Raw genomic sequence first — 16,257 nt, 5'->3', positions numbered from 1 at the left:
TTGAGCGGAATCTTATATTTTGTTCCCACACCTGTTGGGAACCTGGAAGATATGACTTTCAGGGCGGTAAATGTCCTTAAAGAAGTTGACTATATTTTATGTGAAGACACCAGAACTTCCGGAATACTTTTAAAACATTTTGAGATCTCAAAGCCTTTAAAATCTTATCATTTACACAATGAGCACCAGGCAACCGAGAAAGTAATTACAGACCTTAAAAACGGTCAGAATATCGCTATTATTACCGATGCAGGGACACCAGGTATTTCGGATCCAGGATACTTGCTGGCAAAAGCAGGAGCAGACAATAATATTGATATGATCTGCCTTCCCGGAGCAACTGCTCTCATTCCTGCACTTGTAGTTTCAGGTCTTCCCAATAATGAATTTTTATTCGCAGGTTTTTTACCACAGAAAAAAGGGAGACAGACAAAGCTTAAGCAGCTTGCTGAAGAAAAAAAGACCATCGTTCTTTACGAAAGTCCCCATAAAATAAACACGACTCTGGAGCAGATCAAAGAATTCTTTGGAGAAGAAACCAAAGTAAGCCTAAGCCGTGAGATCTCTAAAAAATTTGAAGAAACTAAACGAGGAACAATCAATGAATTAATTGAATTTTCCAAGAGTAAAACATTAAAAGGAGAGATCGTTCTTATTGTCAACAATTCTATTTAATTTTTCTTGAAAAAATTAGTCTTTATATTGTGTTCTGTAGTCTGTACAGCACAGACCAACCAGTATATGAAAGTGATCCTGTCAAAAAAGACAGGAAAGGAGGTGAATTCCTATTCGGAGGGATACGGAACAATTTATGATTCCGGTTCTAAAAAGCAGGGAATAGTAGACTCTTTAGGAACCGTTACCTTTGAATCTCCTTACAGAGGAGGAATTTTACATATTTTTAAAAACAGATTTATTCTTTATTCTGAAGTCGGAAATAGGAGAAGATCAGCCATTATTGACGAAAAAGGAAAGGAATTCATTGCCTTGGATGATCAGGAATTCAATACACCCTGGTGGAGCAAAGACCGTATTATTACTTCAAAACAGGATAAAGAAGCCGTCTATGACTATAATGGGAAAGAAATTATCCCTTATGCTGAAAAGATCCGTTTTTCGGGAAAGGACAGATTCTTTGTTTTAAAAGATAAAAAATGGTTTCTGTACGACCTTAACGGAAAACAGCTCAGCAGTCGGGAATTTAAGGAAGATTACAATTTTGAAGATAATAAAGCACTCATCATTAATGAAGAAAATGAGAGTGAAATCATTGGAAATAATGGGCAGACCCTGCATAAATTTTCTAAAAGGGTGGTAGATATCAATGCATATCCTTATCTGATTACTAAAAATAAGAGTACAGGAAAATACGGCTTGATAGATGCAGAAGAAAATATAATTGCAGAAGAAATCTTTAATGATATCACGCCGGAATATTTTGGAAAAAAGGAGTATATCTACCTTATAAAAAACGGGAAAGCAACAGTTTTCAATAAAAAAGACCAGAAGCTGTATCCCCAGACTTTTAAATATGTAAATCCTTTATTGAATAATTTCTTCAGTGTTTATAATGAAAAAGTAAAAAAATCCGGAATAGTTGATCTGGAAGGGAATATCATTATTCCTCAGGAATATGATTTTATCAAGGCTTTTACCATTTCAGGAAAAGATTTTATCTACCTTAAAAAAGGAAATGACGAAAAATTACTGGATAAGGATCTTAAAAATATTGTTGGAGAAGGAGTACAGATTTTAGGTTTTTATCCGGACAATCTTATTATTGGAAAACAGGATCATTACTATAGATTTTCTGTGAAGGATGGTTCATCGGTAGAATTGAAGAACATCAGTCAGATCAAAAATGAAGACGTTGAATATTTTAATCCGCTTAATCAGTATTCAAAACCCTTGGTATGTAAAAATACAGGCAATTTATATGGCATTCTGGATGGAAAAGGAACAGAAATTGTTCCCTTTATTTACGAAGATATCATCACATTCGGAAATGCTGAAAACGAAATTGTAGTAAAAAAAGAAGGAAAATTCGGAGTTTCAAACTTTCAGAATGAACCTTTGAAAGAAATTATTTATGATAAATATTTCTGGCAGAAAGAAGTACTGAAGCTGGATGGGATCAAAAAAACAGACTTTATTTATTTCACAAGATTTAAAAATAATTCTGTTCAGCTTTAATAAAATCCAAATAATCATCAAAAAAATCCAGTATTTTAACAATTTAAATGGGTTGAATAACAATTTATAATATCTTTGCAAACCGTTTAATTCCGGATAGGAATTGTAGAAAATATAAGAGTCAGCTGTCACAAGCTGAATGAGTTAAAAGAAAATAATTATCAATAGATATGAAAATATTAGAAGGAAAAGTAGCACTAATTACCGGAGCTACAAGAGGAATCGGTAAAGGTATCGCTGAAATGTTTGCTCAGCAAGGGGCAAAAGTAGCATTTACCTACGCGGGCTCTGTAGACAAAGCAAAAGAATTAGAAGCAGCTTTAAGTTCTGTAACCCAAATTAAGGGATATCAGTCTGACGCATCAGATTATGACGCGGCTCAGAAATTGGTGGAAGATGTAATGGCAGAGTTCGGGCAGATTGATATTTTGATAAACAATGCAGGGATTACAAAGGATAACCTATTATTGAGAATGTCCAAAGAAGACTGGGATAAAGTAATCAAAGTAAACTTAGATTCAGTTTTTAACCTTACCAAAGCGGTAATCAAGCCAATGATGAAGGCCAGATCTGGATCTATCATCAATATGACTTCTGTAGTAGGTGTGAAAGGAAATGCCGGACAAGCTAACTATGCAGCGTCTAAAGCTGGGGTTATCGGGTTTACAAAATCTGTGGCACTGGAATTAGGATCAAGAAATATCAGATGTAATGCTATTGCTCCGGGATTCATTGAAACGGAAATGACTGCTGTTCTTGATGAGAAAACAGTTCAGGGATGGAGAGAAGAAATTCCAATGAAAAGAGGAGGGCAGCCTGCAGATATCGCGAATGCATGTGTATTCCTGGGCAGTGAAATGTCAGCGTACATTACCGGACAGACGTTAAACGTTGACGGTGGAATGTTAACTTAAAAAATGAAAAAGGTACAGAATATAATATTATTCTTGTCGATATTACTAATCATCGGTCTGGCATACATCAGTTTTTTTAATGTATATCAGACCGATGATTATTTCTGGTCCTATACGACCAGAAAATCAGGATTACTGCAAAGTTTTACAGATACCTATACAAATTGGGGCGGAAGATATTTCGGATACTCAATTAATATGTTTAATCCTGTTTTTTATGACAGTAACAATATCCTCCCGAAAATATATCCTGTCTTCTTAATGCTCTCTTTTATCGGAGTTTCTGCATTAAACTTTAAAGAATATTTCAGCTATTCTCCGAAAGAATCCCTCAAAAAAGGGTTTCTTCTGTTTTTCTTTTATACCGTACTTCTTGTAAGCTTACCAGAGCATTACTTCTGGATTACAGGGTCCAATGTCTATTTCGTTCCTGTTATTTTATCGGGGATTTTACTTTGTTTTTTCAAAAAGTATGAGGATACAAAACGGAAAATATGGTTTTACCTTTCGGCTTTGTTGATCATCATTCTGATGGGATCTAATGAAATTCTGGCATTGATTCTTGAAGGTCTTCTGTTAGTCAATTATTATCAGAAGCGTGATAAAGAAAACTTGTTTCTGGTACTGTTAGGAACAATATTTTTACTTGTATGCTTTCTTGCACCAGGAAACTTCAACAGAATGGGAGAGGTGGAAAGAGGAATGGTAAAATGGTTGAAAAGAATTGCTCTTTTTGGTGCTGACACGGCTTATGTAGGATTAAAAGTTATTGCTGTACTTCCATTATTTATAAAAGTTTTTGAAGAAGAACTCAAAAAGATCACTGCTCAGATTACATTTAAAAAAGCTGTTTTATTTTGGTCTGTCTCACTGATTCCTTTGTTATTTACCAGCTATATTCTTACCTCTATTGCAAGACAGTTTGAAAGTATACTCTTTTATTTTCTGCTTACTTTTTCACTGTTACTGTATTTTAAATTTGAAAAAATTAAAAAGATCTGGTGGGTTTCTCTTCTCATTATTTTTCTTCCTGAACTTAAAATTTTTCCGGAAAAGTATTCTTATTTTAATATTGATTTTAATGGTGAAAATATAGTCATGGAACTTCTGGATACAGATCTTAAGGAATATGAAAGAGAGATGAATGAAAGAATAGATATCATCAAAAATTCTTCTCAGGACTCTGTTGTTGTAGATAAGATAAAAGTGGTTCCGAGAATTTTATATATAGATGAAATGGCTTCAGAAAAAGAACAGGAAACCTATGTAAATGACCAGCTTCAAAAATATTTTAACAAGAAATATATAAGAACAAAAGAATAAATAAAAAGGCTTTAGATCATAATTCTAAAGCCTTTTGTTATGTTTTTATTTCTAGTCTTTAAAAACCTGATTTTCCTGTTCCTGAACCCTGATAAAAGTGGTTCTCTTGGAAAGTTCTTTAAGTTTTGAAGCTCCTACATAAGTACAGGTAGACCTTACACCTCCCAGAATATCTTTTACGGTGTCTGCCACAGGCCCTTTATAGGCTGCTTTCACTGTTTTTCCTTCGGAAGCACGATATTCTGCTACCCCTCCGGAATGCTTATCCATTGCTGTTTTGGAACTCATTCCATAGAAAAGGCGGTATTTTTTACCATTTTCCTCAATCATTTCTCCGCCACTTTCATCATGACCTGCAAACATTCCGCCCAGCATTACGAAATCTGCACCACCTCCAAAAGCCTTTGCAACATCGCCGGGAACTTTACATCCGCCGTCAGCAATAATATGACCTCCCAGACCATGAGCGGCATCAGCACATTCAATAATAGCAGAAAGCTGAGGATAGCCAACTCCTGTCTTTACTCTGGTAGTACAAACAGACCCGGGGCCAATACCTACCTTTATGATATCAGCACCCACGAGAAGAAGCTCTTCCACCATTTCTCCTGTAACGACATTTCCGGCGATAATGATTTTATCTGGAAAATTTGCCCTTGCTTTCTTCACAAATCCAACGAAATGCTCAGAATAACCATTGGCTACATCAATGCAGAGAAACTCGATTTTTGGATGTTTTTCAAGGATCAGTTTTATTTTTTCTTCATCGGCCTTTCCCGTTCCTGTGCTTAAAGCAATATATTGATGAATACTTTCAGGCTGGCTCTGCAGAAACTGATCCCACTGTTCTGGAGAATAATGTTTGTGAATAGCTGTAATGATTTTTTCTTTTGCCAGCTCTACCGCCATTTCAAAAGTTCCTACGGTATCCATATTGGCGGCAATTACAGGAACACCTGTCCATTTTTTCTTAGTATGTTTAAAAGTAAATTCTCTCTGTAAATCAACTTCTGATCTTGATTTTAAAGTAGAACGTTTGGGACGGAACATTACATCCTTGAACCCCAGTTTTATGTCATATTCTATACGCATTTTGTAATTATTTGTCAGAATAAAGGTAGTGAATAATATGAAATAGTGTATTTTTGAAATAATGGATTTTCCTGTAACATTTCATATTTTCGGTAAAACAATTCTTGCACATCCACTTTTTGAGGCTGGCGGAATGTTTTTGGGGATGAGATATTATTTTTATCTGAAACGCAAGTCCAAAGAAAAGCTTTCTTTCAATACCTCTGCTGCCGTTTTGATAGGAGCCACTGCCGGCGCTTTGATAGGTTCCAAGCTGATTGGCAATCTGGAAAGTCCTTATACGCTATTTGAGAATTTTAGTATTAAAAAATTTTGGTCAAATAATACCATTGTCGGAGGTCTGGCCTTTGGCTTACTCGGTGTGGAGCTTGCCAAGAAGATTGTACATCATAAAGAAAGTACTGGAGATCTTATTGTTTTTCCTTTGATGTTTGCCATTATTATAGGCAGGATAGGGTGTTTCCTTACCGGAATTGATGAAGAAACGTATGGCATTCCTACTGATTCTGTTTTTGGAATGCATCTTGGCGACCAATATCTCAGACATCCCGTTGCTTTGTATGAAATAGCCTTTTTAATTTTTCTTTGGATAGGATTAAAATATATTCAAAATCTTAAAAAGTATCCTTCCGGTTTTATTTTTCAATTGTTTATGCTCAGCTATTTTACTTTCAGATTCTTTTTAGATTTTATAAAACCAAGAGTTGAGATCGTAGGAAACCTTGGGATGATTCAAATTGTCTGTATCTGTGTTATTATTTACTATATTTATACTGTAAACACCAAAACTTTATATTTAAAATGAAAACCTTAACTATTTTGGAAGTAGGAAATCTGGCGGGTGTAGTCATAATGATTATTGGAGTGATTATTTTGGTAGCCGTGGTTTTTTCCCTTATCGTTACTGTTATCACAAAAATGATATATGAAAGGAAGGGAGACAGAAAATTCACTAAAAAACAATTTATCCAAACAATGCTTATCTGCCTTCTGGTCTGTGGATTGATCAGTGGTTATATTTGCGGAGGAGGAATTTAAACTTTTTGCTATGCCAGTAAGAAATTACACCTATTACGATTATACAATCAGTCTTTGTCCGGAATGTCTTAAAAGAGTCGGTGCTAAGATTATTATTGAGGATGAAGCTGTTTTTATGACCAAAAGATGTCCCGATCATGGTTTTTTTAAAACAAAAATAGCTTCTGATGTACCTTATTATAAAAACATAAGAAACTATAATAAAGCCTCAGAAATGCCTCTTCATTTCGGAACTGATGTAGAATATGGATGTCCCTATGATTGCGGGCTTTGTGTAGACCATGAGCAGCATAGTTGTCTTTCTATCGTAGAAGTTACAGATCGTTGTAATTTGACTTGTCCTACCTGTTATGCGATGTCTTCTCCGCATTATGGAAGTCATAGAAGTCTGGAAGAAATTGAAGCCATGTTTGATGTTATTGTAAAGAATGAAGGTGAGCCGGATGTAGTTCAGATCAGTGGGGGAGAACCTACGATTCATCCGGAGTTTTTCAAAATTATGGATATTGCAAAGTCGAAACCGATTAAACATCTCATGCTGAATACCAATGGAGTCAGAATTGCCAATGATCCGGGATTTGCTGAACAGTTGGCGACCTATGCTCCTGAGTTTGAAATATACCTTCAGTTTGATTCATTTAAACCGGAGGTACTGGAAGACTTTAGGGGAAAGGATCTTACTGCTGTAAGAATGAAAGCGTTGGAAAAACTCAATGAGCTTAATCTTTCCACTACATTAGTTATTGTCCTTCAAAAAGGCAAAAATATTGATGAAATTGGAAAAATTATAGAATTTGCCCTGAAACAGAAATGTGTGAGGGGAATCACGTTCCAGCCTGTTGAAATTGCGGGAAGAAACCGGGAAGATTCTGCTCATGAAAAGATTACTTTAACTGAGGTGAGACAGGAAATAATCAATCAGTTTCCTTTACTAAACTCTGATGATATTATCCCGGTTCCATGTAACCCGGATTCCCTGGCTATGGGATATATTTTAAAATTACAGGACGAGACGATTCCTTTGACCAGGTATATAAATCCTGCAGATCTTCTGAATAATGAATCAAGAAATACCATCGTTTACGAACAGGATAAAGGACTGCATATGCAGCTGCTGGATATATTCAGTACCGGGATTTCTGTAGATAAGGTACAGCCCAAAGTAAATCAGTTACTATGCTGTCTTCCGGAAGTTTGTGCCCCGGATCTTGATTATGATAACCTGTTTAGAATTATTATTATGAACTTTATGGATGCTCATGATTTTGATGTACGGGCAGTAAAAAAGTCCTGTGTGCATATTGTGAATAAAGACTTGAAGTTAATTCCTTTTGAAACCATGAACCTTTTCTATAGGGATGAAAAAAAGGCTTACCTCGAAGAACTTAGAAAAGAAGATAAAGTATTATTTTAATACATAAAAAAGCGTGAAATCAAATTTCACGCTTTTTTTACTTTTAATTTCTGATATTTATTTTTCTTCTTTCACATTTTCAAAGGTCATCACCTCTTCTAATGTTTTCATGTATTCGTATGCCGTAAGGTCAAACTTTACCGGAACAATGGAAATATATCCGTTAGCCAAAGCTGTTTCATCAGCATCTTCAGAATCATCCATATTGTTAAAATAACCAGTTAGCCAGTAATATTTTTTACCATGTGGGTTTATTCTTTCATCAAAGCTTTCTTCCCATTTTGCGTGAGCCTGTTTACATACTTTTACTCCTTTTATTTCTTCAGCCGGAAGTTTAGGAATATTCACATTCAGTACAATACCTTTTGGCATTGGGTTTTCCAGGGTTCTTCTTACGATATTCTGAATAAATTCTTTAGCCTGCGTAAAATCAGCTTCCCAACTGAAATCCAGTAATGAGAATCCAATTGCAGGAATTCCTTCTACCCCCGCTTCTACAGCAGCTGACATCGTTCCCGAATAGATCACATTAATAGAAGAGTTGGCTCCGTGGTTGATGCCTGAAACTACAATATCAGGTCTTCTTTTCAGAATTTTATCAAGAGCCATTTTTACACAGTCTACAGGGGTTCCGCTGCATGAAAAATCAATCTGCGGACCTTCCAGGGTAACTTCTTCGTAGCTTAGGGTAGAATTAATGGTAATAGCGTGGCCTTTTCCACTTTGAGGAGAGTTGGGTGCTACAACAACTACTTCTCCGATTTCATTCATAAAACTGATAAGATTTCTGATACCAGGAGCTGTAATTCCATCATCATTAGTAACCAGAATAAGCGGTCTTTCCATAAATTATCTTTAATATTTTTTATTCAAATAGGGTGAATTTGTTCATGTTAGAATTGAACAAATAGATTTTCAACACATCAAATGTAGGTAAAAATAAGACGTAATAAAACAGCTGTTTTATTATTAATTTTTCTGGATTCAGAATAGAGGCTGCCTTGTTTTTATTATAAAATGGGGCTGTGGGAATGGAAAAAGGAGAATTAAAGTTTAGAAAATAAATTAGGAATTAAGAAAAATTAATGCATTGATTTAATTTCAGGTTCCCCAAATTGCAATTTCTGTTTCATTAATAACCTCAGTACTTTACAGATGCTTTTTCAAACAGAATCTGATACCGTTTAGCTTAAAAGCACCTGCTAAGCCTGATGGTTGTTTAATTTAAGTGGTTGTACAAAATAATAAACTAATCAAGAGGTTTTCTGCCTGTAATGATGTTATAAAGAATAACAATAATGGCAATGACCAGTAGAACGTGAATCAAATAACCCGTGCTGATGCCCGGAACTATTCCTAACATTCCTAAAAGCCAAACAACGATGCAGATGACTGCAATTAACCATAATAAACTTCTCATGACGTTACATTTTAAAGTTATCTGGTTAAATATCAGCATATTTTGTGCCTTTATGCCTTGAAATTCATTTTTGTGGTATCTGTTTTTAGTTTTCAGTGAGAAATAAAATTGGGGATCTTCCTTGAAAACAGAATGATAATTACTGCATTTTGGAGCTAAACTGCCTGATAATAGGAAATGGCTAACACTGTTATTATTATTTGCGAATCTATTTAATAAAAATGTTCAAAACTTTCTGATAATTGCAAATAAGGTATTAAATTTGATCATTTGTAACAGTACCAAACTTACTGCTACTAATTATTATACTTATTTTAAAAAAATTAATAAATAAAGACAGTTTATGTGGAAAAATTTCAAACTGAATAAATTTTTACTTCTTATTCCATTAACCAGTCTGATGTTTTGTTTCAACTCGCCAAAGAATGACGATGAAAAGATGCAGACGATAATGGTGAGCGTAAAAAACACACTTTCTTATCTGCATTATAGCCCCAAATCTATCAATGATGCCTATTCGAAGGACGTTTATAAGCATTATTTCGAATTGGTAGATCCAGCGAAAAGATATTTTCTGCAATCTGACATGGATGAATTCAACAAGCATGAAACAAAGCTTGATGACTATATCAGCCAGGGTGATCTTACATTCTATAAGCTTACGATTGACAGACTATACCAGAGAGTGGATGAGATTGATAAAATAACACAGGATATTTTCAGTAAGCCAATCAATCTTCAGGAAGATGAAACCCTTACCCTTGAGCCGAAACTCAAAAAGGTACCAGCCAATAAGCAGGAACAGTATAATGAGTGGAAAAAATTCATCAAGTACAACATCCTACAGGAAGTAGAGTCGATGAACAGTAAAGAAGAGGCTCAGAAAGAAAAGAAAGACTCTGTTCAGAAATATAAGCTGAAAGATACAATCAAGTTTAAGCCTCTTACTCAGGACGAAAAGATCAAAAAAGCGACTGATGAAGTAAAAGATCTTGTAAAAGATACCTTTACCCGATTCAAAAAGAGAAAGAAAATGGATTGGTTTACCGTGTATATGAACGCTTACACAGAAGTATTCGATCCACACACCAATTATTATTCACCAAAAGATAAAGAAGATTTTGATACTCAGTTTACAGGAAAAGTAATCGGTATTGGTGCTTTGATCCAGGAGAAAAAAGGAAATCTTTATCTGGGAGCTCTTACCATTGGTGCACCGGCGTGGAAATCTAAACAGCTTTCAGAAGGTGATAAAATCCTGAAAGTAAGATCTAAACCGAAAGAAGATGCTGTAAATGTGGTAGGAATGCTTTCTGATGAAGCAGTACGATTGATCAGAGGTGAGAAAGGAACTCCGGTAACACTGACGGTTCAGAAAAAGGACGGAACGATCAAGGATGTAACAATGATCCGTGAAGAAGTCGCTATTGAAGATACTTTCGCAAGAAGTATTGTAGTAAATACTCCAAATGGAAAGAAATATGGTTTCATCAACCTTCCAAGCTTTAACGCTGATTTTGAAAATGCAAAAGGAAGAAATGCTTCGGATGATATTAAGAATGAGATCATTAAGCTGAAAGAACAAAATATTCAGGGAATTATTCTTGACCTTAGAAATAATGGAGGGGGTTCTTTAACTGAAGTAGGTGATATTATGGGGCTTTTCATGGAAGCAGGTCCTTACGTTCAGGTGAAAGACGGAAACGGGAAAATTCAGACTCTTAAAAATAAAAATGAAACTCCTATCTGGACAGGTCCATTGGTGATTATGCAAAACGAGCTTTCTGCTTCAGCTTCAGAAATCCTTGCAGGCGTAATGCAGGATAATGGAAGAGCAATGATTATCGGATCTCCGCAGTCTTTCGGAAAAGGAACCGTGCAGACTTTTGTTGATCTGAACAGATTCCTGAACACGGAGGATGATTTCGGATCTTTAAAACTGACTATCCAGAAGTTCTACAGAATTACCGGAGAATCTACACAGAGAAAAGGAATTGTTTCTGATATCCAGATGAAAGACTTCTTTACCTATGCTGAAGTAGGAGAGCGATATGATGACTATGCTTTGGCATGGGATAAAATTCCACCTACAAAATTCCAGAAACTGAACTATTTCAACATTCAGGCGCTGGAAAAAGCAAGTGCAGACAGAATGGCTAAAAACAGCAATTATCAGTTGTTATTAGAGTCTGCTCAGTGGAGAGAAAAACTGGACAAGGAAGAAAATATTACTTTGAATATCACTAAGTTCAATGAACTGATGAAGAACAGAAAGTCTCAGATTGAAAAGTTCAAGGCTTTAACTAAATTTGAGAACGGACTTCAGTTCATCATGTATCCAAGTGAAGTTGAAAGAGAGAAAAAAGATGAAGCTTTCAAGAAAAAATCTGAAATGTGGATCAAGAATCTGAAAAAAGATCTTTACCTGCAGGAAGCAATGAATATTGTATCAGATATGGGAGCTAAATCCTAAACATAAAAAAACCGCTAATAAAAATTAGCGGTTTTTTTATTGAGTAACGGGATTATTTAATTTCTACACATCCCACTCTTCCTCCTGCATTTCCGGTTGGCTGAGTATGGAAATCATCTGCAGCAGCATGTACAATAAGACCTTTTCCGATGATGTTTTTAGACTCATCTGTACAGCCCAGACACCATTTGTCTGTCTTGAAGGTCAATGTTGCAGTTCCGCTCTCATCAGCAACCAGGTTTCCTATATCTCCCATATGGAAATGTTCAGCACCCCATTTACCATGATCATTCTTGGAAGGATTCCAGTGGCCTCCGGTAGAAGTTCCGTCTGCTGCAGAGCAGTCTCCTTTTTCATGAATGTGTACTGCATGGATTCCAGGAGTAAGATTGGTGATATCCAGCTTCATGGTTACCTCATTTCCATTTTGGGTAAACTTCGCTGTTCCTCCTGTTTGTGTTCCGCTTTTGGCGTTTACAGAATACATTTTTGTAGTTCCGCATGAAGCGGCTAAAAATGCACACCCTGCCAATAATGCTAATGTTTGTACTTTCATTTTTTAAATGATTTATAGTGATTTTACCCCTAAATTATGAAAGATTTTTCAAAGCGCTTTATGATTTCAGTCTTTTTTCAAAAACATACTGCGCAGTAAATCCGAAATTCCATACGTTTCAGCCTCAGATTCTGCAATTTTTGAACGGGAAAGGGTAATTGCTTTAAAAAGGGTAAAAAAACTTATTTTTAACGTGAAAGTAATTATTACTCTCACGTATTAAAAGAAGAAATAGAAAATGATTATTCTATATACACTCATCAGCGAAGAAAAGCACCAGTCTCTCATTGACCGGTATCTGCCTGTTTTTTCTGAGGATATTAAAAGAGATATTCTGAGATACAGAAGATGGCAGGATGCACAGCTTTCTTTGCTTGGAAAGATTTTGTTACTGCAGGGTTTGAGAACCTATTATGATATTTCTGATGCAGAAATTATGGTTAATTCCAATAATAAACCTTATTTAAAAGGGAATCCTGTATACTTTAACATTTCTCATTCCAAAGATCTTGTTGCCTGTATCATTGCTGAATTTCCTGTGGGAATTGATGTTGAGTTTTTCGATACTTCTATAAACTACCTTGATTTTGAATTTCAGATGACCACTAATGAGTTTAAAAAAATTAATGAGGCAGAAGACGGGATCAAGAGTTTTTTTGCCTATTGGACTGCAAAAGAGGCTGTTATAAAAGCACATGGTGATGGAATGATGATCCCTTTAGATTCCTTTGATGTCTCAAATAATGAAGCTCTCATTAACGGTGAAAAATTCTTTACAAAAGATATTTTTATTGATAAAAATTACTGTAGTTGTATTGCTTCAAATGACATCAAAATAAATAACATAGTGCCTTTTATTGAATATCTTGAAATTTAAATGGGTTAAATTTTTTTTACTATATGTGCTTGTATTACAGTATTTTTTTAACCTAATAAAATCATTGTGTGGTGATTAATGTTGTTTTTTTTGTGCATTTTTCTTTGGAGAATCCAAAATAACATATATCTTTACTCGCAGAAAAAAAATTATTTTAAACACACAAGACAAAAATGAAAAAAAATGTATTTCTGCTGGTTACATGCTGTTTCAGTGTGCTTTCTTTTGCACAAGTGGGTATCAAAAAAGACAACCCCAATGCCAGCACTGATCTTGAATTGGGATCAAACAACAAAACACTACTTTTAAACAGAGTTCCCAACACCAGTTCAGTTGCAAATCCGGTTAATGGTATGATGATCTATGATTTGTCCGAAGAATGTGTAAAAGCATATCAGGCAGGCAAATGGTCCAAATGCCTGGGTAAAGGGTTAAGTGGAAAAAAAGCTCTTAATAGCCTTGTTTCTTTATCTTGTACCTCCGCTACTATTTCTCCAAGTCCTGTTGCCGGACAAGCTTTCAATGGTACACTGACGATTCCCTACACAGGTGGGAACGGAGAAACTTATGAGGCACAATCTATTAAGGCCAATGGACTGAGCGCTGCTTTACCCACTGGAAGATTTGCCATGGGAAGCGGAAGTTTACTATACCATATTACAGGAACTCCGGACCGGACCGGCAATATTACATTTAATGTAACTGCTGCAGGAACTTCTTGTTCTGTTACTTCAAAATAATATATTAGGTATTTCCAGATGACCAGTTTCAAACCATTGCAGCGTATTTCTTAAGTAATTTCTGTGTATTCTATGGTAATTGGAATTCATAACAGTTTTGTTTATCAATTATAAATTAAACTGTTATAAAAACCGCCAATACTCTAATTTATACAAGGTTTCTCTATTTTATCTTGCAACTATACAGACACTTTTTGAATCTGCTTACTGGAATTTGCTGTTCTTTATTTTTATTACAACTTCAATAAAGAATATTTATATAGACAAATTTTATTAAACACAACAAAAATTTAAAATGAAAAAAAAGTTATTATTACCTATCTATCTTAGTATTAGTACTTTTTCCTTTGCTCAGGTAGGGATTAATCAACCTAATCCTAATTTAAGTGCAGATCTCGAACTGGGATCTAAGAATAAGAGTTTATTATTAAACAGAGTTCCCAATACAGGGGCTATTAATAATCCGGTAAACGGAATGCTAATCTATGATGTATCAGAGCAATGTGTAAAAGCTTTTCAGGGAGGTGCCTGGTCACAATGTTTCTGGAAAGAAAGCTCTTCTTTTACATTAGTATGTTCATCTGCGGTATTTAATCCTGCTTCCGCAACTCAGAATCAACCATATACAGGGACATTAACAATTCCTTATACAGGAGGTGACGGAAGTGCTTATACTTCACAAGTTTATCAGGCCAATGGATTAACTGCTACATTAGCTCCGGGTAATTTTGTGATAGGAAATGGCACTTTACAGTTTAATGTATTAGGAACTCCGGTGAGTGCAAGTCCTGCAGTATTTAATATTACTGTAAATGGAAGTACTTGTTCTGCAATTTCTCTTCCGGTCAATAACGGAACTCCGGTAATTCCTCCCACAATTACTGTCCAGGAAGGAATATATTTTATAGGTTCAGTATATGATAATGATTATGCTCCTTATACAGAGCCTACAGGACCTGCTACAACTGCCAGACCTGTAGCGGCAGATGGTGTTCTGGATAAACTGGCAGATTATCAAGGTTTCATTCCTACGTCAGGACTGGACATTTTTATTCCTGTTACCACTACAGGAACTGGTTCTCTTAGCGCGTGGAGTTCAACAACAACGGTTCCTGCTAATCTTACAGAAGATGGAATTTCCAGACAACTTACACTTTCATGGGCAGCACAGACTTATGATTCTAATACTAAATCAATAAAAGCAAAGCTTACAGCTATAGGGGGAACTTTGAATGCCAAAAAACTGGATATTAATGCAGGAATAGGAAATGACTATCTTGGAGTATTAATGGCAAGGTTCCAGTTCCCTTCTAATAATACCGGAGCTTCAAAAAATTATGATGTTCGTATTCTACCTGGTATTCCAGATAAAATGTTTGGTATGACTGACGCAGGAGGATCCAATAACAGACATAATTTCCTTTATCTTCCTGTTCAGGCTGAAGATGGCTATACATGGTTAAACAATAACCTTGGAGCAGATTATACCAATACTAACAGTCCAAACTTCAGTATTGCTCAGCAGGCAACCGGACCTAAAGATTTTAAAGCTTATGGATCAATGTTCCAATGGGGAAGAAAACCAGATGGGCATGAGTTAATGATTTGGACTGCAAATAATGCAGGAACACCTGTTAATCCAACAGTTAATCCAACAGCAACCGATAATCCAACAGATACCAGGTTTATTGGAACAGGTGGAGGCTGGAGAGTAACAGCAGATGGTACATTGTGGCAGAATGGATCTGCTCCGAATAATCCTTGTCCTAAAGGATTTAAAGTTCCTTCAGCAGCTCAGCTAACTAATTATATAGCAGCAGTTAAACCTTTAGGATTAGGTGGTGGAATTAATGCGGCAGCTTCCAGCAAACTGGCTTTTCCTGCGGCAGGAAAACGTGATGCTTCATTTGGAACGATATCATCATCTTATTCAGGAAGCAGCGGCTTCTATTGGGGAAGTGGAGCGTCCGGCCAGTCCGGTGATATCTTCCAGATTTCAGAATTTGGAGAACATGGTGTTTCAAGCTCAGGAACAGCACAGGGAAGCTCAGTTCGTTGTATCAAAGAATAAGTAAAATTTAAAATAAATGATTATTTGATGGCCGCCAACATTGTTGGTGGCTATCAGTAATTACTGAATCTAATACCATTAATAAAAATAAACTCCCTCTGTCAGACCATATTATGTATTCAATACTATATTCTGATTAAAATCAT

At 35.6% G+C, this 16,257-nt stretch carries 15 protein-coding genes; 11 read left to right on the top strand and 4 right to left on the bottom strand.

Translation table 11 applies throughout. The features are described from left to right. From rsmI to SFA27_RS23215, 4 genes are all read left to right on the top strand, one after another. Entirely contained in the window at positions 1–675 is a 675-nt protein-coding gene (rsmI, locus tag SFA27_RS23230; protein WP_047377914.1) for a 16S rRNA (cytidine(1402)-2'-O)-methyltransferase, read from the top strand. Positions 676–681: 6 nt separating this feature from the next. Continuing rightward, positions 682–2,193 carry a WG repeat-containing protein gene (locus SFA27_RS23225; protein WP_407295242.1) on the top strand — a complete coding sequence of 504 codons (1,512 nt, stop codon included), beginning with the start codon at positions 682–684 and terminating at the stop codon, positions 2,191–2,193. A 170-nt stretch (positions 2,194–2,363) separates the two neighbouring features. Then, entirely contained in the window at positions 2,364–3,107 is a 744-nt protein-coding gene (gene fabG / locus SFA27_RS23220; RefSeq protein ID WP_047377912.1) for a 3-oxoacyl-[acyl-carrier-protein] reductase, read from the top strand. 3 nt (positions 3,108–3,110) lie between these two features. Then, positions 3,111–4,430 carry a DUF6056 family protein gene (locus tag SFA27_RS23215; RefSeq protein WP_407295240.1) on the top strand — a complete coding sequence of 440 codons (1,320 nt, stop codon included), beginning with the start codon at positions 3,111–3,113 and terminating at the stop codon, positions 4,428–4,430. A gap of 51 nt (positions 4,431–4,481) precedes the next feature. On the opposite strand, the gene SFA27_RS23210 is transcribed toward SFA27_RS23215, so the two are convergent. Beyond that, positions 4,482–5,522, bottom strand: a complete 1,041-nt coding sequence (locus SFA27_RS23210; RefSeq protein WP_047377909.1) for a GMP reductase — start codon at positions 5,520–5,522, stop codon at positions 4,482–4,484. Positions 5,523–5,583: 61 nt separating this feature from the next. Here SFA27_RS23210 and SFA27_RS23205 point away from each other — a divergent pair, with 61 nt between their 5' ends. The 3 genes from SFA27_RS23205 to SFA27_RS23195 are packed head-to-tail and all read left to right on the top strand — an operon-like array spanning position 5,584 to position 7,974. Beyond that, the gene (locus tag SFA27_RS23205) at positions 5,584–6,327 is read left to right on the top strand and encodes a prolipoprotein diacylglyceryl transferase (protein WP_264519429.1); all 744 of its coding nucleotides are present in this window, start codon (positions 5,584–5,586) and stop codon (positions 6,325–6,327) included. Beyond that, the gene (locus tag SFA27_RS23200) at positions 6,324–6,560 is read left to right on the top strand and encodes a hypothetical protein (RefSeq protein ID WP_047377907.1); all 237 of its coding nucleotides are present in this window, start codon (positions 6,324–6,326) and stop codon (positions 6,558–6,560) included. The genes SFA27_RS23205 and SFA27_RS23200 overlap by 4 nt, the downstream gene beginning before the upstream one ends. Positions 6,561–6,570: 10 nt before the next feature. Next, complete coding sequence (locus SFA27_RS23195) at positions 6,571–7,974, top strand: radical SAM protein (RefSeq protein WP_047377905.1); 1,404 nt, start codon at positions 6,571–6,573, stop codon at positions 7,972–7,974. Between the two features lie 57 nt (positions 7,975–8,031). Here the strand turns inward: SFA27_RS23195 and surE are convergent, their stop codons facing one another. After that, positions 8,032–8,820, bottom strand: coding sequence for a 5'/3'-nucleotidase SurE (gene surE, locus SFA27_RS23190; protein ID WP_047377904.1), 789 nt, complete (start codon positions 8,818–8,820; stop codon positions 8,032–8,034). A 403-nt stretch (positions 8,821–9,223) separates the two neighbouring features. Next, a complete protein-coding gene (locus SFA27_RS23185; protein WP_047377903.1) occupies positions 9,224–9,394 on the bottom strand; it encodes a lmo0937 family membrane protein in 171 nt (56 codons plus the stop codon). Positions 9,395–9,737: 343 nt separating this feature from the next. Between SFA27_RS23185 and SFA27_RS23180 the strand changes: the two genes are divergently transcribed. After that, positions 9,738–11,867 (top strand): carboxy terminal-processing peptidase, encoded by a 2,130-nt coding sequence (locus SFA27_RS23180; RefSeq protein ID WP_047377902.1) that lies wholly within the window; start codon positions 9,738–9,740, stop codon positions 11,865–11,867. A 52-nt stretch (positions 11,868–11,919) separates the two neighbouring features. On the opposite strand, the gene SFA27_RS23175 is transcribed toward SFA27_RS23180, so the two are convergent. Beyond that, positions 11,920–12,423 carry a superoxide dismutase family protein gene (locus SFA27_RS23175; protein ID WP_047377901.1) on the bottom strand — a complete coding sequence of 168 codons (504 nt, stop codon included), beginning with the start codon at positions 12,421–12,423 and terminating at the stop codon, positions 11,920–11,922. 238 nt (positions 12,424–12,661) lie between these two features. On the opposite strand from SFA27_RS23175, the gene SFA27_RS23170 reads away from it, so the two are divergent. The 3 genes from SFA27_RS23170 (at position 12,662) to SFA27_RS23160 (ending at position 16,111) form a co-directional block, all read left to right on the top strand. Then, the gene (locus SFA27_RS23170; protein ID WP_407295236.1) at positions 12,662–13,300 is read left to right on the top strand and encodes a 4'-phosphopantetheinyl transferase family protein; all 639 of its coding nucleotides are present in this window, start codon (positions 12,662–12,664) and stop codon (positions 13,298–13,300) included. A gap of 173 nt (positions 13,301–13,473) precedes the next feature. Then, positions 13,474–14,040 (top strand): hypothetical protein, encoded by a 567-nt coding sequence (locus SFA27_RS23165; RefSeq protein ID WP_407295234.1) that lies wholly within the window; start codon positions 13,474–13,476, stop codon positions 14,038–14,040. A 295-nt stretch (positions 14,041–14,335) separates the two neighbouring features. Continuing rightward, positions 14,336–16,111, top strand: coding sequence for a hypothetical protein (locus SFA27_RS23160; RefSeq protein WP_407295231.1), 1,776 nt, complete (start codon positions 14,336–14,338; stop codon positions 16,109–16,111). Positions 16,112–16,257 lie beyond the last annotated feature (146 nt).

This window comes from Chryseobacterium sp. HR92, assembly GCF_045689405.1.
Lineage (GTDB): Bacteria > Bacteroidota > Bacteroidia > Flavobacteriales > Weeksellaceae > Chryseobacterium > Chryseobacterium viscerum_A.
The sequence above is the reverse complement of the archived record's forward strand: the minus strand, read 5'-3'. Positions and strand labels throughout refer to the sequence as shown.

Excerpts from the sequence above, each read along its gene's own strand:
- fabG (WP_047377912.1), top strand. The coding sequence starts at position 2,364 with ATGAAAATATTAGAAGGAAAAGTAGCACTAATTACCGGAGCTACAAGA.
- SFA27_RS23215 (WP_407295240.1), top strand. The coding sequence starts at position 3,111 with ATGAAAAAGGTACAGAATATAATATTATTCTTGTCGATATTACTAATC.
- SFA27_RS23210 (WP_047377909.1), bottom strand. The coding sequence starts at position 5,522 with ATGCGTATAGAATATGACATAAAACTGGGGTTCAAGGATGTAATGTTC.
- SFA27_RS23205 (WP_264519429.1), top strand. The coding sequence starts at position 5,584 with ATGGATTTTCCTGTAACATTTCATATTTTCGGTAAAACAATTCTTGCA.
- SFA27_RS23200 (WP_047377907.1), top strand. The coding sequence starts at position 6,324 with ATGAAAACCTTAACTATTTTGGAAGTAGGAAATCTGGCGGGTGTAGTC.
- SFA27_RS23195 (WP_047377905.1), top strand. The coding sequence starts at position 6,571 with ATGCCAGTAAGAAATTACACCTATTACGATTATACAATCAGTCTTTGT.
- surE (WP_047377904.1), bottom strand. The coding sequence starts at position 8,820 with ATGGAAAGACCGCTTATTCTGGTTACTAATGATGATGGAATTACAGCT.
- SFA27_RS23185 (WP_047377903.1), bottom strand. The coding sequence starts at position 9,394 with ATGAGAAGTTTATTATGGTTAATTGCAGTCATCTGCATCGTTGTTTGG.
- SFA27_RS23180 (WP_047377902.1), top strand. The coding sequence starts at position 9,738 with ATGTGGAAAAATTTCAAACTGAATAAATTTTTACTTCTTATTCCATTA.
- SFA27_RS23175 (WP_047377901.1), bottom strand. The coding sequence starts at position 12,423 with ATGAAAGTACAAACATTAGCATTATTGGCAGGGTGTGCATTTTTAGCC.
- SFA27_RS23170 (WP_407295236.1), top strand. The coding sequence starts at position 12,662 with ATGATTATTCTATATACACTCATCAGCGAAGAAAAGCACCAGTCTCTC.
- SFA27_RS23165 (WP_407295234.1), top strand. The coding sequence starts at position 13,474 with ATGAAAAAAAATGTATTTCTGCTGGTTACATGCTGTTTCAGTGTGCTT.
- SFA27_RS23160 (WP_407295231.1), top strand. The coding sequence starts at position 14,336 with ATGAAAAAAAAGTTATTATTACCTATCTATCTTAGTATTAGTACTTTT.